Raw genomic sequence first — 13,811 nt, 5'->3', positions numbered from 1 at the left:
CCGGTCGCGGTTGAACGCCGGACGGTCGTTGTCACGACGCTCGAAGGAACGGCCACCACGGTCGTCCCGACGGTCACCGCCACCGGAGCGGAAACCGCCCGACGGGCGCTCGTCACGACGGTCGCGGTTGAACGCCGGACGGTCGTTGTCACGACGCTCGAAGGAACGGCCACCACGGTCGTCCCGACGGTCACCGCCACCGGAGCGGAAACCACCGGACGGGCGGTCGCTGCTGCCGCGGAAGGACGGGCGGTCGTTGCTGCCCCGGTAGCCGGAGCCACCGGAGGGACGGCCACTGCGCTCGCCGACACGGTCGTTGCCACCGCGGTAACCCCCGCGGTCGCCACCACGGTCACCGCCGCGGTCGTCACGGCGGCTGAAGTTGCCCCGGTCGTCACGACGGTCGTCGCGCGCGGCCGGCTGCTCCGGGACGGACACCGCTGCGATGAGCGCGGCCTCGGCCTCGGCGGCGACCTCGGCCACCGCGGCCTCGGGGTCGTCGCCCCGCTCGCGGGCGGCACGGGCGACCAGGCGGTCGGCCTCCTCGCGCAGCTCGACGGCACGGCGCTGGACGCGCTCCAGCTGCTTGGTGAGGTCGGCGGCCTCGCGCTCGGCCTGCTTGGCCGCGTTGTTCGCGGAGTCGGCCTGGACCTCGGTCAGCGAACGGGCACCGGTGATCTCGGCGACCTCGGGCTCGAAGACGCCCGCACCCTGCACGATGTGGCGCGAGGCGTCGACGCCCGCGTCCTCCATCAGGCGGAAGATCTGGCGGCGCTGGTGCGGAAGCGCCAGCGAGACGACGACACCGGACTTGCCGGCACGGGCGGTACGGCCCGAGCGGTGCAGGTAGTCCTTGTGGTCGCCGGCCGGGTCCACGTTGAGGACGAGGTCGATGCCGTCGACGTGGATGCCGCGGGCGGCGACGTCGGTGGCGACGAGGGCGTTGACATAGCCCTTCTTGAAGTCCTCCAGGACCCGCGTACGGGCGCCCTGGGTCATGCCGCCGTGCAGCGCGTCGGCCTTCACACCGGACTCGATGAGCTGCTCGGCGATGCGGTCGGCGCCCAGCTGGGTGCGGACGAAGATGATCGTGCGGCCCTTACGGGCGGCGATCGCGGCCGTGACGGGCGCCTTGTCCTTCGGCTTCACGACGAGGACGTGGTGCGACATGGTCGAGACGTTGCCCTGGGCGGAGTCGACCTCGTGGGTGACCGGGTTGCTCAGGTAGCGCTTGACCAGCGTGCCGATCTCGTTCTCCATGGTGGCGGAGAAGAGCATGCGCTGGCCGCCGCCGGGGATCTGGTCGAGCAGCTCGGTGACCTCGGGCAGGAAGCCCAGGTCCGACATCTGGTCGGCCTCATCGAGGACGGCGACCTGGACGTTCTCCAGGGAGCAGGCGCCGCGGTTGATGATGTCGCGCAGCCGGCCCGGGGTGGCGACGAGGACGTCGACACCGCGCTCCAAGGCGTAGATCTGGTTGCCCATCGACGTACCGCCGCAGACGACCTTCATCTTCAGGCCGAGCACGTCGCCGTAGGGCTGCAGCGCGTCCGCGACCTGCATCGCGAGCTCACGGGTAGGCGTGAGGATGATCGCGCGGGGCTTCTTCTTCTCGGTGTGCCCGCCGGCCAGGGCGGCCAGAGTGGGCAGACCGAAGGAGAGGGTCTTGCCGGAGCCGGTACGGCCACGGCCCAGGATGTCCTTGCCGGCCAGGGCGTCCGGGATGGTCGCGGCCTGGATCGGGAAGGGCGCCGTCACGCCGTTCTGCGCGAGCTTACGGACGATGCCCTCGGGCAGTCCGAGCGAGCCGAAGGTGATGCCCGGCTCGGCGTCCTCGTCGGACGCGGCGGTGGCCTCGTCGGAGGAGTCCACGGCGGAGGAGTCCGCGGCGGGGGTCTCGTCGGCGGCCTCGGGGGCCTGGGCGACGACGGCCTCGGCGGCCTCCACGACCTCGATGCTCTCGACGTCGTTCTCGGACATGACGGTGTTGTCAGAACTGGAAATTGACATGCGAAATGCGAAACCTTCCGGAGTCTCGGCACGCGCCCGTAACTCCGTGTTTTCGCAATTTCGACCGCCTCAATGCGGTCCAGCCACGGCAAGGGAGAGTACGCGCCACACGGCGCTCTTCTGTGTCGGCGCCGGGCATAGGATCAAACGATCTACTACCATACGCACCCTCCCCCCCATCATGCAAACCGGGTCGGTCACCGACCCCGCTCACACCGGCGTGACCTGCGGTGACACCCCCGGAGCGGACCACACCTCGAACCTCCCGGGAGCCCCCATCGCATCCGTGCGGGACTGCGCGGCCGGCGAGGGAGCGGGCGGCTCCGGCGGCACCGAGGGCTCCGGCTCGGGCGAGGGCGGAGGCTCCTCGGGGGTGACCGGAGGCGGCGGCGGCTCCCCCGGGCCGGGATCGCTGGGCCCTGGGGTGGGCAGAGGACCGCCCAGGGTCGGTTCCGGGGTGCCGGGGACGCCCGGCGCCGGGCGTGGATCCCCCGGACCGGCCGACGGGGGACGGCCCGGCGCCTCGGCGTCCGGCTCACGGGCGGTGCCCCGGTCGGACTGCGCCTCGGCACGGCCGCCGCCGGAGCCCGACCGGCCGCTCCCGGACACGGTGGTGCCGTCCGGCCGGGCCGGCGCACCCTTCTCGCCGGCGGAACGCGAAGGAGCCGGCTTCCCGGCGTCGTCGCCGACGCTCACACAGCCTGTGGACGCGGCGATCGTCAGCGCGGTGACGGCTGCCCAGCGGACGCGGGCGGACAAGTGGCGCACGGGGTGGCACCTCCGGGGAGGAGAGGGACGGCGGGAGGGAGCGATGTGTCCAACTCCCCTGCCCCTGCCGGGGACACGCCCGGACACAACACCCGCACACACACCGGCCGGCCGGCTCACACGCCGGGACCCCCGAAGCCCCCCGCCAGCTCCGCCCCCAGGAACACCGCCCCGAGCCCCACCAGCAGGGAAGCCAGCAGATTGGCCCCGGCCAGGAAGCCGCGGCCCGTCTCGGCCAGCCGCAGGGTCTCGTAGGAGAACGTCGAATACGTCGTCAGCGCCCCGCACAGGCCCGTGCCCAGCAGTGCGTACACGGGCGTGGACACCGCGGCTCCCGTGAGCACCCCGAGCAGCAGGCTGCCCGCCGCGTTCACCGTGAAGGTCCCCCACGGGAAGACGTACGGCGTCCCCGCGCCGTGCCGCTCCTGCACCGCACGGTCCGTCAGATAGCGCAGCGGCGCCCCGACGGCGCCGCCGAGGACGACCAGCAGCCAGTTCACGCCCGCCACCCCCGCCGGTCCGCCAGCCTCCGGGTGAGCACGGCCGCCCCCCACACCGCGCCGAGCGCCGTCACGGCGGTGGCCGCCGCGTACGCCATCGCCGTCGCCACCTCCTGACGGACCAGCAGCCCGGACACGTCGGCGGCGTACGTCGAGAACGTGGTGAACCCGCCGAGCACCCCGACCCCCAGGAACGGCCGCACCAGCGGATGCGTGATCCTCCCCCGCTCGACGGTCAGCACCATCAGCACGCCGATCAGGGCGCAGCCCGTGACGTTGACGACGAAGACCGCCCAGGGGAAGCCGTCGGCGGCGGCGGGCCGGGCGAGGGACGCCGCGTAGCGCGCCGTGGCCCCGGCCGCGCCGCCCACCGCGATCACCGCCAGGACCCGCCACTTCTCCGGGCCCTCCGTCTCGGCTCGCTGTGCGGGTACGGAGAGGTCGACGTCCGGGTCGACGACCGGCCGGCCGGGCGGAGGGCTCTGGGTGCTCACCCGTACCCCAGCTCGTGCAGCCGCTCGTCGTCGATGCCGAAGTGGTGGGCGATCTCGTGGACCACGGTGATCTCGGTCTCGGCGACCACGTCCTCGCGGGTCTCGCACATCCGCAGCGTCGGTCCCCGGTAGATGGTGATCCGGTCCGGCAGCACGCCCGCGTACCACTCACCGCGCTCGGTGAGCGGGGTGCCCTCGTAGAGGCCGAGCAGCTCACGGTCCTCCGCGTCCTCCGGCTCCTCCTCCACGAACACCGCGACGTTGTCCATCAGCCGCATCAGCTCCGGCGGAACCCGGTCAAGAGCCAGGCTCACCAGCTCTTCGAACTCCTCGCGCGTCATCTCCAGCACCCCGCCATTGTCACGTACACCGGACCGGAACGGGCGGGCCGCACCCGCCCCGCGGCCACCCGCCCGGCCCACGCGTCCCGGTCCGTCCGCATGTCCGCCGCCCGATCGGGGCATACGCGCCCAATGGCACGCCCGTTCCACGCCGCAGCCGTCCGTGTCCGCCGCCTCCACCGCTCCCGCCCGCGCGCCACCGCCCCCGCCGACGGGCTCGTCACCGCCGCGCACCCCTGGAAACGCGCGTTCGGCCTGTTGGCCGTGGTGGTGCTGGGCGCCTGGCTCGGGCTCCTGGTCGTCGGCAGTGTGCGTACGCCGGTGGGGCCCATGGACACCACCATGACCCTGCGGCCCTCGCTGAGCGGCGGCACCAAGATCAACGTGTCACCGCTCGGCGCCCTGGAACTGGACTCCCACCACGCCCCGGTCCGCCTCGACGTGGACGTCGACCAGCTCGACCCGGAGCGCTCCCAGGCCCTGGTCAAGCACCCCGAACGCCTCTCGGGCCTCCAGGACGAGGTCACCGACGACGTCGCCTCCGGCACCCGGGAGCTGGCCGTCCGCTCCTGCGTGGCCGTGGTCTCCGGCGCCACCGCCCTCGGCCTGGTCGTCTACCGGCGCCCGCGCCGCGCCCTGGCCGCCGGGGGCCTCGCCCTGGCGTTGCTGGCCGCCTCGGGCGTCAGCGCGTACGCCACCTGGAACCCGAAGTCCGTCCTGGAGCCGAAGTTCTCCGGGCTGCTCTCCAGCGCCCCCTCGGTCGTCGGCGACGCCCGCTCGATCGTCACCGAATTCGACGTCTACCAGCAGGAACTGGCCCGGCTCGTCACCAACGTCACCAAGCTGTACGACGCCACGTCGACGCTCCCCGTCTACCAGCCGGACCCGGGGACCATCCGGGTCCTGCACGTCTCCGACATCCACCTCAACCCCGCCGCCTGGCACATCATCGCCTCGCTCGTCGAGCAGTACGAGATCGACGTGATCATCGACTCCGGCGACACGATGGACCACGGCACCACCGCGGAGAACGGCTTCCTGGACCCCATCAGCAACCTCGGCGCGCCCTATGTGTGGGTACGGGGCAACCACGACTCCAAGGAGACCCAGGCCCATCTGGAGAAGACCAGGAACGCGCACGTCCTGGACGAGGGCGACGCGGTGAGCGTGGCGGGGCTGCGGATCGCCGGCACCGGGGACCCGCAGTTCACCCCGGACCGCACCCGTCCCACCGGCGGCAAGGCCTCCGAGCAGCTGGCGGGCATGCGGCTCGCCTCGGCGCTGCGCGACCAGAAGCGGGCGGGCACCCCGGTGGACATCGCGGTGGCGCACGACCCGAACGCGGCGCGGGAGACGGACGGAACGGTTCCGCTGGTCCTGGCCGGCCATGTGCACCACCGGGTCAACGAACTGCTGCCCCTGGGTACGCGGCTGAAGGTCGAGGGCTCCACGGGCGGTGGCGGACTGCGTGCCGTGCAGAACGAGAAGCCCGAGAAGGTGCGCGCCTCGGTGCTCTATCTGGACCGGCCCACCCGGCACCTCCAGGCCTGGGACGAGATCACCCTCGGGGGCCTCGGCCTGACGACGGCCGAGGTCAGCCGCCATCTACCGGAGGAGAACCTGAAGAGCCCGGCCCCTTCCCCGAGCGTCTCGACGCCCCTTCCATAAACCGTTTTGGCGATACCTCCCCGCATCCCATATGCTTCTGACGTCCCCGACGCGCTGGAAAGCGCGCAGGTGGGCCCTTAGCCCTCATCGTCTAGTGGCCCAGGACGCCGCCCTTTCAAGGCGGTAGCACGGGTTCGAATCCCGTTGGGGGCACGCTTTACGGTGTGCGAGACTTGTCTCGCACATTAGCTTGGTCCTGTGGAGCAGTTTGGAGTGCTCGCCACCCTGTCAAGGTGGAGGCCGCGGGTTCAAATCCCGTCAGGACCGCTGCAGCCCGTATGAGCTGCGTGGCTGGGTAGCTCAGTTGGTACGAGCGATCGCCTGAAAAGCGATAGGTCGCCGGTTCGATCCCGGCCCCAGCCACCACCCGAAGGCCCCGTCCACCGGACGGGGCCTTCGTCGTGCCCGCCTTCAGTCGTCCCGCCGCCGCCGTACGGCCTGCACGGTCACCCCGAGCGCCACCACGGCCACCACGGCGGTCAGCGCCACCGCGTCCGGCACCCGCCCGCCGAGGCGCTGGGCCCACTGCTCGACGGCGAACGACTCGTCCACGTCCAGGGGTCCGGGCAGCGCGGTCGTCCCGTCGTACACGAGGAAGAGCGCGCCGAGCCCGATGAAGAGGAGGCCGGAGAGCAGCGAGGTGCTGTGCAGCTCGAAGCGGCCGGCCCGCAGCGTCCTGCCGCGCAGCCAGGCCCGGCGGCCGAGGTCGAAGCGTTCCCAGAGCAGGGCGAGCACGAACAGCGGAACGGCCATGCCCAGCGCGTACACGGCGAGCAGCAGTCCGCCGTAGAGGGGGCTGCCGCTGACGGCCGCCACCGTGAGGACGCCGCCCAGGACGGGGCCCGCGCAGAAGCCCGCCAGCCCGTAGACCGTGCCCAGGGCGTAGACGGAGAGGGCGGTCGTGGGCCGGATCCGGCCACTGAGCGCGGCGACCCGCCGGGAGGCGAAGCCGAGCCCGAGGATCTGGGCGAGGCCGAGCCCGATGATCAGCCAGCCCGCGCCCAGGACGAGGGCGTCACGGTGCCCGTGGAAGAGCCGTCCGGCGTACGAGCCCGCGGCGCCGAGCGGCACGAGCGTGGTGGCGAGTCCGGCGTAGAAGATGCCCGTACGCGCCAGGAGCCGTGAGGCGGAGTCGACGGAGTACGCGAAGAAGGCCGGGAGCAGCAGCGCGCTGCAGGGGCTGACGAGGGCCAGCAGTCCTCCGAGCAGCGCCGCGAAGTAACCGACATCCGGGCTCACTTGGCGGGGTCCCCGGCGCTTCCGACGTTCGCTTCCTCCGCCGCGGCGTCCTCGATGGCCTGGGTGAAGACGGCCGTGGGCTGGGCTCCGGCCACAGGGAGGCCGTTGATGAGGAAGGAGGGGGTGGACGTGGCGCCGATCCCGTAGGCCTGTTCCCGGTCCTCGCGGACCGCTGCGGTGGCCGCCGCGCTGTCGGTGTCGCGGGCGAACCGGTCGAGGTCCTTCACGTCGGCCTGCTGGGCGAGGGCCCTGAGGTGGGCCTTGCCGAAGCCCTTCTCCTTGGCGCCCTCGGCGTAGGCGGCCCGGTGGAAGGCCCAGAAGCGGTCCTGCCGGCCGGCCGCCCAGGAGGCGCGGGCAGCCGCCTCGGAGGCCTCGCCGAAGATCGGGAAGTTGCGCCACTCGATGCGCAGGGTGCCGTCCTCGACGTACCTCTTGATCAGTTCGGGCTCGGTGTCCCGGGCGAACTTCCCGCAGTAGCCGCACTGGAAGTCGGCGTACTCGATGAGGACGACGGGGGCGTCGGTGCGGCCCTGTGCCAGCTTGTCGCCGGCGTCGCGCCGGGCGAGCTCCGCCAGCTCCCGCCGGACATCCGGGTCAGGACCACCGGTGGTGGCGGCGGCCGGGGTGTCGGAGGCGGGTTCGTCCGGGGCGGTCGCCCGGTAGGAGACGAGGCCGAGCAGCCCGGCGGCAAGCGCGACGACGAGGCCGAAGAGCAAAGGCTTCCGCGCGGAGGACCGCTTCTTCGTGGGGGACGGGTTCTGCGCGGGGGACGAGGGGCGGCGGTCGGGTGTGGGCATGGGTGGGCCGCCTTGCACGGGGAACAGGTGATCAGTTGCCCGAAATGGTACGTCCTGTGACGCTTCCCTTCCGCTCGGTCACCGATGCCGTCGCGGAGCCGCCCCGGGAGCGGTGTGACGCGGCCCGGACGAAATAGGTTCGCCAGTCCTCGTTCCCGGGTGAGATCCTGGGGTCCGTATGTCTACTTCCTTCGCCGATCTCCAGTCCCAGCTCGGACAGCTCTCGCTCCGCGACGCGCACAGGCTCGGCCGCCGCCTCGAGGGTGCCCGCCGCATCCACAAGCCCGAGGCCCGCCAGTCCGTGCTGGACGAGATCTCCGCCGAGGCCGGAAAGGCAGCCGAGCGGCTCGCAGGGCGCGCCGCGCGAATGCCCGCTCTGTCGTACCCGGAGCAGCTCCCGGTCAGTCAGAAGAAGGACGAGATCCTGGAGGCGATACGCGACCACCAGGTCGTGATCGTCGCCGGTGAGACCGGGTCGGGCAAGACCACGCAGATCCCCAAGATCTGCATGGAGCTGGGGCGCGGCGTCCGGGGCATGATCGGGCATACCCAGCCCCGCAGGATCGCGGCGCGTACGGTCGCCGAGCGCGTCGCGGACGAGCTGAAGACTCCGCTCGGCGAGGCGGTCGGCTGGAAGGTGCGCTTCACCGACCAGGTGAACCCGGACGCGACGTTCGTGAAGCTGATGACGGACGGCATCCTGCTGGCCGAGATCCAGACGGACCGTGAGCTCCTGGCCTACGACACGATCATCATCGACGAGGCCCACGAGCGGTCGCTGAACATCGACTTCCTGCTGGGCTATCTGGCCCGGCTGCTGCCCAAGCGCCCCGATCTGAAGGTCGTCATCACCTCGGCGACCATCGACCCGGAGCGCTTCGCCAAGCACTTCGGCGAGGCGCCGATCGTGGAGGTCAGCGGGCGGACGTATCCGGTGGAGGTGCGCTACCGTCCCCTCCTCGAAGACGATTCCGACGACTCCGACCGCGATCAGATCACCGCGATCTGCGACGCCGTCGACGAGCTGGACCACGAGGCCCCCGGCGACGTCCTGGTCTTCCTCTCCGGGGAGCGGGAGATCCGCGACACCGCGGACGCCCTGAACAAACGCAACCTCAGACACACCGAGGTGCTCCCCCTCTACGCCCGCCTCTCGCATGCCGAGCAGCACCGGGTGTTCCAGCGTCATACGGGGCGCAGGATCGTTCTGGCGACGAACGTCGCCGAGACCTCGCTGACCGTCCCCGGCATCAAGTACGTGATCGACCCGGGCAACGCCCGCATCTCCCGCTACAGCCACCGCACCAAGGTCCAGCGCCTCCCGATCGAGCGGATCTCGCAGGCCAGCGCCAACCAGCGCAAGGGCCGCTGCGGCCGTACGTCGGACGGCATCTGCATCCGGCTGTACTCCGAGGACGACTTCGTCACGCGCCCGGAGTTCACCGACCCCGAGATCCTGCGGACCAACCTCGCCTCCGTCATCCTGCAGATGACCGCGGCCGGCCTCGGCGACATCGAGAAGTTCCCCTTCATCGACCCGCCGGACCACCGCAACATCCGTGACGGCGTCCAGCTGCTCCAGGAGCTCGGCGCGCTGGACCCCGCGGAGAAGGATCCGAAGAAGCGCCTCACCCCGCTGGGCCGGAAGCTCTCCCAGCTGCCGGTGGACCCGCGCCTGGCCCGCATGGTCCTGGAGGCCGACAAGAACGGCTGCGCCCGCGAGGTCATGGTCATCGCGGCGGCGCTCTCCATCCAGGACCCGCGCGAGCGGCCCTCGGAGAAGCAGACCCAGGCCGACCAGAACCACGCCCGCTTCAAGGACGAGACGTCCGACTTCCTGGCGTTCCTGAATCTGTGGCGCTACATCCGGGAGCAGCAGAAGGAGCGCGGCTCCTCCAGCTTCCGCCGGATGTGCAAGCAGGAGTATCTGAACTTCCTGCGGATCCGCGAGTGGCAGGACATCTACGCGCAGCTGCGCACGGTGGCCAAGCAGATGGGCATCACCGTCGAGGAGCCCAAGGGCGACGAGGGCATCCCGGAACAGGCGGTCCACACCTCGCTGCTGGCCGGCCTGCTGTCGCACATCGGGCTGAAGGACACGGAGAAGAACGAGTACGTGGGCGCCCGCAGCGCCAAGTTCGCGATCTTCCCGGGTTCCGCGCTCTTCAAGAAGCAGCCGCGCTTCGTGATGTCGGCGGAGCTGGTCGAGACGTCCCGGCTGTGGGCGCGGGTCAACGCGAAGGTCGAGCCGGAGTGGATCGAGCCGCTCGCCCAGCACCTGCTGAAGCGCACCTACAGCGAGCCGCACTGGGAGAAGGACCAGGCGGCGGTGATGGCGTACGAGCGGGTCACGCTCTACGGAGTACCGATCGTCGCCCAGCGCAAGATCAATTTCGGCCGTATCGACCAGGAGGCGTCGCGCGATCTGTTCATCCGCAACGCCCTGGTCGAGGGGGACTGGCGCACCCATCACCAGTTCTTCCATGACAATCGCAAACTCCTCGGCGAGGTCGAGGAGTTGGAGCACCGCGCCCGGCGCCGCGACATCCTCGTGGACGACGAGACGCTCTTCGACTTCTACGATCAGCGGATCCCGGAGCACATCGTCTCCGGCGCGCACTTCGACTCCTGGTGGAAGCACAAGCGGCGTGACGAGCCCGACGCGCTCGACTTCGAGCGCTCGATGCTCATCAACGAGAAGGCCGGGGCCGTCACCAAGGACGACTACCCGGACTCCTGGCGGCAGGGGAAGCTCAAATTCCGGGTGACCTACCAGTTCGAGCCGGGCGCGGACGCCGACGGTGTGACCGTCCACATCCCGCTCCAGGTGCTCAACCAGGTCACCTCCGAGGGCTTCGACTGGCAGATCCCCGGCCTGCGCGAGGAAGTGGTGACGGAGCTGATCCGCTCACTGCCCAAGCCGATCCGCCGGCACTACGTCCCCGCCCCGAACTACGCGACGAAGTTCCTGGACCGCGCGGTGCCGCTCCAGGAGCCGCTGCCGCTCACGCTCGCCCGTGAGCTCCAGCGGATGGTCGGCGTCCCGGTCACCGCGGACGACTTCGACCTGTCCCGGATCCCGGACCACCTGAAGATCACCTTCCGGATCACCGACGAGCGGCGCCGCAAGGTCGCCGAGGACAAGGACCTGGAGGCGCTGAAGATCCAGCTGCGCCCCAAGGCCCGCCAGGCGCTCTCCAAGGCCGCCGCGGCCACCGCGGGACCCTCGGGCGAGTCCATCGAGCGCTCGGGCCTCACGGACTGGACGATCGGCACCCTGGACAAGATCTTCGAGACGCGTCGGGCCGGCCAGCCGGTGAAGGCGTACCCGGCGCTGGTCGACCAGGGCGCGACCGTCGCCGTACGGCTCTTCGACACGGAGGCCGAGCAACAGCAGGCGATGTGGCGCGGCACCCGGAAGCTGATCCTGCTGAACATCCCGGTGAACCCGGCGAAGTTCGCCTCGGACAAGCTCACCAACCAGCAGAAGCTGGCGCTGTCGCGCAATCCGCACGGCTCCATCCAGGCGCTCTTCGACGACTGCGCGACGGCGGCGGCCGACCGGCTGATCGCCGCGCACGGCGGCCCCGCCTGGGACGAGGCGTCGTTCCGGAGGCTGTACGACAAGGTGCGCGCCGACCTCGTGGACCTCACCGTCCGCACGATCGGCCAGGTGCAGCAGATCCTGGCCGCCTGGCAGGCCTGCGAGCGCCGGCTGAAGTCGACGAACAGCCTGGTCCTGATCAACAACGTCACGGACGTACGGGACCACCTGGCGCGCCTGATGCCGCCCGGCTTCGTCACCGCGACCGGGCTGCGCAGGCTGCCCGACCTGATGCGCTACCTGGTCGCCGAGGACCGCCGGCTGCAGCAGATGCCGACGAACGTCCAGCGCGACACCACGCGCATGGAGAAGGTCCACGAGATGCAGGACGAGTACGCCTGGCTGCTCGAACAGCTGCCGCAGGGACGGCCCGTGCCGCAGGAGGTCCTGGACATCCGCTGGATGATCGAGGAGCTGCGGGTGAGCTACTTCGCGCACGCTCTGGGCACCGCACAGCCCGTCTCCGACAAGCGGATCGTGAAGGCGATCGACGCCGCCGCACCGTGAACGGGCCCCCTCGGAGCCGTAGCGGCGTCCGTACGGTGAGTGAGTTCGACCTGGCCCTCTGACCTCCTGTACAGTCTGTCTTCGCAGCAGGCCGCAAGGCCGGAAGCGAAAACCTGGTCCTGTGGAGCAGTTTGGAGTGCTCGCCACCCTGTCAAGGTGGAGGCCGCGGGTTCAAATCCCGTCAGGACCGCAGTAGACGGAAGCCCGGATCCTCTGGATCCGGGCTTCCGTGCGTCTTGACGCCGATGCCCGCCGCGGGTAACTCCGTAGGACGGAGTCCGCCCCTCTCTCCCTCGACGTGGGGCGGCCGGGTCCACCGGGAGGCCGCACGCATGTCTGCGCCCACGGAAAGGCACGAGACCCGCGCGCTGCTGCGCGCCCATCTGGCGGCCGCCTCCGGCTACCGCCACCTCACCCGGCACTGTCCGATCTGCCACCGCCTCCTACGGCTGGCCATGGAGCCCCTGACGGCCCCACAGGGGCCGCACAGGACCGAGCGGGCAGCAGACCGCGCGGCCGAGCCGCCGCCGCCTCCTGAAGCCGCCTCCGGGGCCTCCGGGAGGTCCGACGCCCCCGAGGCGCCGGCGGCCGAGGGCGACACGGCCGGGACGGACCGCCGCACACACGACCGCGAGCCCCTCCCCGGTGACGGAAGTCCTTCCGCGACATGACCAACTACCGCAGCAGGACGCCCTCACACAGTGGCAAGCTCGTAGTTGGCAAGACCACGCCGGTGTGACGGGAGTCACCGAATCAGTTTTTCGCAGGGGGTACTTTACGCACTTCCTACAACTGGCGAATTTAATATGTGCAATTGCACTCCCCCTGGAAGTACATCCCGGACCGTTCCGCCCGAGCCGGCCCACGACGCCCGGGACCCGGGCGAACAGTCCCGAACAGGCCCGCCCACAGTCGCACGGGGCCGCCCGCAAACCGACCCGTCGGCAGGTTCGGGCGGAGGCCGGGACCGTTCGGGCACAAAAAAGATCGCGCTGGACCCGGCGGAGTCCAGCGCGATCTGACGACGTACCCAGATGTGACAGGCATGGCACCCGTTGGGGCGGGCACCCGTCGTATGGAGCTATGAGTGCGGACACCTAGGGTTGGGGGACCCTTGAGCGTCCTGTTGTGGCTGCGGCGACAGGGGTGTGTCAGGCCTCGCTGCGCTGCTGCGGAATACCCGCAAGCAGTGCGCGGACCTCTGCCTCGCGGTACCGGCGATGCCCACCGAGCGTGCGGATGGACGTGAGCTTGCCAGCCTTTGCCCAACGGGTGACCGTCTTCGGGTCCACGCGGAACATCGTGGCAACCTCAGCCGGGGTCAGCAGCGGCTCGGCATCAGGGGTGCGAGCGGTCATGAGCGGCCTCCTCGGGAGAACCGAACCATCTCGGTTCTTTCCTCTAAATTCTGCACCTTGACCCGCGTTGCCCGAAATGGCGGACGCGGGCCGAGTCGGTTATAGGACGAACGGCTTGTCTTCGGCACTACAACTACACCATCCGTCCAGCCACGTCGGCCAAACCGATGGAATTGCCCTCCCAGGTGTTCATCAGCGACGGAAGCCGATGGACCATGCCATAGCGGACAGTCACGCCCCAGTAACGATCAGTCACAGGACAATCAGGAGTCGTCAGAAGTCGTCAGACCCCCCATAGCGTGCAATGCTGAGCATTCCACCCATAGTTGGGCGGACAGAGTCCTCCCCGGACTCCTTGTCCTATTTTGGCATGAGGAGTAGGGAAGGGCGCAAGGGCCCCGTTAGTGCTATCCGTCACGCTTGAGGCAAAGGCCCGGTTCGGGACGTAGGTCCCGGGCCCTGGTAGGCGGTCTCCCGCCCCACCTGTCGCACGCGTCACACCAGGCGCCGGTTCACAGCCCGTCA

At 70.5% G+C, this 13,811-nt stretch carries 11 protein-coding genes and 4 tRNA genes; 7 read left to right on the top strand and 8 right to left on the bottom strand.

Annotated elements, in window-relative coordinates; genetic code table 11:
- The 5 genes from ACIRD8_RS33230 to ACIRD8_RS33210 all read right to left on the bottom strand — a co-directional run.
- Positions 1-1,980 (bottom strand): DEAD/DEAH box helicase (locus ACIRD8_RS33230; RefSeq protein ID WP_403999986.1); only part of this gene is annotated, 1,980 nt, incomplete at its 3' end.
- Between the two features lie 240 nt (positions 1,981-2,220).
- Positions 2,221-2,778: a hypothetical protein gene (locus tag ACIRD8_RS33225; protein ID WP_403999983.1), complete on the bottom strand. Its 558-nt coding sequence runs from the start codon at positions 2,776-2,778 to the stop codon at positions 2,221-2,223.
- Between the two features lie 116 nt (positions 2,779-2,894).
- Complete coding sequence (locus ACIRD8_RS33220) at positions 2,895-3,278, bottom strand: fluoride efflux transporter FluC (RefSeq protein ID WP_403999979.1); 384 nt, start codon at positions 3,276-3,278, stop codon at positions 2,895-2,897.
- Positions 3,275-3,772 (bottom strand): fluoride efflux transporter FluC, encoded by a 498-nt coding sequence (locus ACIRD8_RS33215; RefSeq protein ID WP_403999976.1) that lies wholly within the window; start codon positions 3,770-3,772, stop codon positions 3,275-3,277. The genes ACIRD8_RS33220 and ACIRD8_RS33215 overlap by 4 nt, the downstream gene beginning before the upstream one ends.
- Complete coding sequence (locus tag ACIRD8_RS33210; protein WP_382988044.1) at positions 3,769-4,122, bottom strand: metallopeptidase family protein; 354 nt, start codon at positions 4,120-4,122, stop codon at positions 3,769-3,771. The genes ACIRD8_RS33215 and ACIRD8_RS33210 overlap by 4 nt, the downstream gene beginning before the upstream one ends.
- 123 nt (positions 4,123-4,245) lie before the next feature.
- Here ACIRD8_RS33210 and ACIRD8_RS33205 point away from each other — a divergent pair, with 123 nt between their 5' ends.
- The 4 genes from ACIRD8_RS33205 (at position 4,246) to ACIRD8_RS33190 (ending at position 6,147) form a co-directional block, all read left to right on the top strand.
- Positions 4,246-5,781, top strand: a complete 1,536-nt coding sequence (locus tag ACIRD8_RS33205; RefSeq protein WP_403999972.1) for a metallophosphoesterase — start codon at positions 4,246-4,248, stop codon at positions 5,779-5,781.
- Between the two features lie 80 nt (positions 5,782-5,861).
- Positions 5,862-5,934: transfer RNA gene (locus ACIRD8_RS33200), tRNA-Glu, on the top strand.
- A gap of 39 nt (positions 5,935-5,973) precedes the next feature.
- Positions 5,974-6,048 (top strand) — tRNA-Asp (locus tag ACIRD8_RS33195).
- Positions 6,049-6,070: 22 nt separating this feature from the next.
- A tRNA-Phe gene (locus ACIRD8_RS33190) sits at positions 6,071-6,147 on the top strand.
- Positions 6,148-6,192: 45 nt separating this feature from the next.
- Here ACIRD8_RS33190 and ACIRD8_RS33185 read toward each other — a convergent pair.
- Positions 6,193-7,020, bottom strand: coding sequence for a cytochrome c biogenesis CcdA family protein (locus ACIRD8_RS33185; protein ID WP_403999969.1), 828 nt, complete (start codon positions 7,018-7,020; stop codon positions 6,193-6,195).
- Positions 7,017-7,817: a DsbA family protein gene (locus tag ACIRD8_RS33180; RefSeq protein ID WP_403999966.1), complete on the bottom strand. Its 801-nt coding sequence runs from the start codon at positions 7,815-7,817 to the stop codon at positions 7,017-7,019. Before ACIRD8_RS33180 ends, ACIRD8_RS33185 begins: the two co-directional genes overlap by 4 nt.
- A 178-nt stretch (positions 7,818-7,995) precedes the next feature.
- Here ACIRD8_RS33180 and hrpA point away from each other — a divergent pair, with 178 nt between their 5' ends.
- The 3 genes from hrpA to ACIRD8_RS33165 all read left to right on the top strand — a co-directional run bounded on the left by hrpA (position 7,996) and on the right by ACIRD8_RS33165 (position 12,599).
- Complete coding sequence (gene hrpA / locus ACIRD8_RS33175) at positions 7,996-11,928, top strand: ATP-dependent RNA helicase HrpA (protein ID WP_403999963.1); 3,933 nt, start codon at positions 7,996-7,998, stop codon at positions 11,926-11,928.
- Between the two features lie 115 nt (positions 11,929-12,043).
- A tRNA-Asp gene (locus tag ACIRD8_RS33170) sits at positions 12,044-12,118 on the top strand.
- Between the two features lie 142 nt (positions 12,119-12,260).
- Positions 12,261-12,599 (top strand): DUF6274 family protein, encoded by a 339-nt coding sequence (locus ACIRD8_RS33165; protein ID WP_403999960.1) that lies wholly within the window; start codon positions 12,261-12,263, stop codon positions 12,597-12,599.
- 480 nt (positions 12,600-13,079) lie between these two features.
- Here the strand turns inward: ACIRD8_RS33165 and bldC are convergent, their stop codons facing one another.
- Positions 13,080-13,286: a developmental transcriptional regulator BldC gene (gene bldC, locus ACIRD8_RS33160; protein ID WP_003949541.1), complete on the bottom strand. Its 207-nt coding sequence runs from the start codon at positions 13,284-13,286 to the stop codon at positions 13,080-13,082.
- Positions 13,287-13,811: the final 525 nt, after the last annotated feature.

It is taken from the genome of Streptomyces sp. NPDC102451, from assembly GCF_044765485.1.
Classification (GTDB): domain Bacteria; phylum Actinomycetota; class Actinomycetes; order Streptomycetales; family Streptomycetaceae; genus Streptomyces.
The sequence above is the reverse complement of the archived record's forward strand: the minus strand, read 5'-3'. Positions and strand labels throughout refer to the sequence as shown.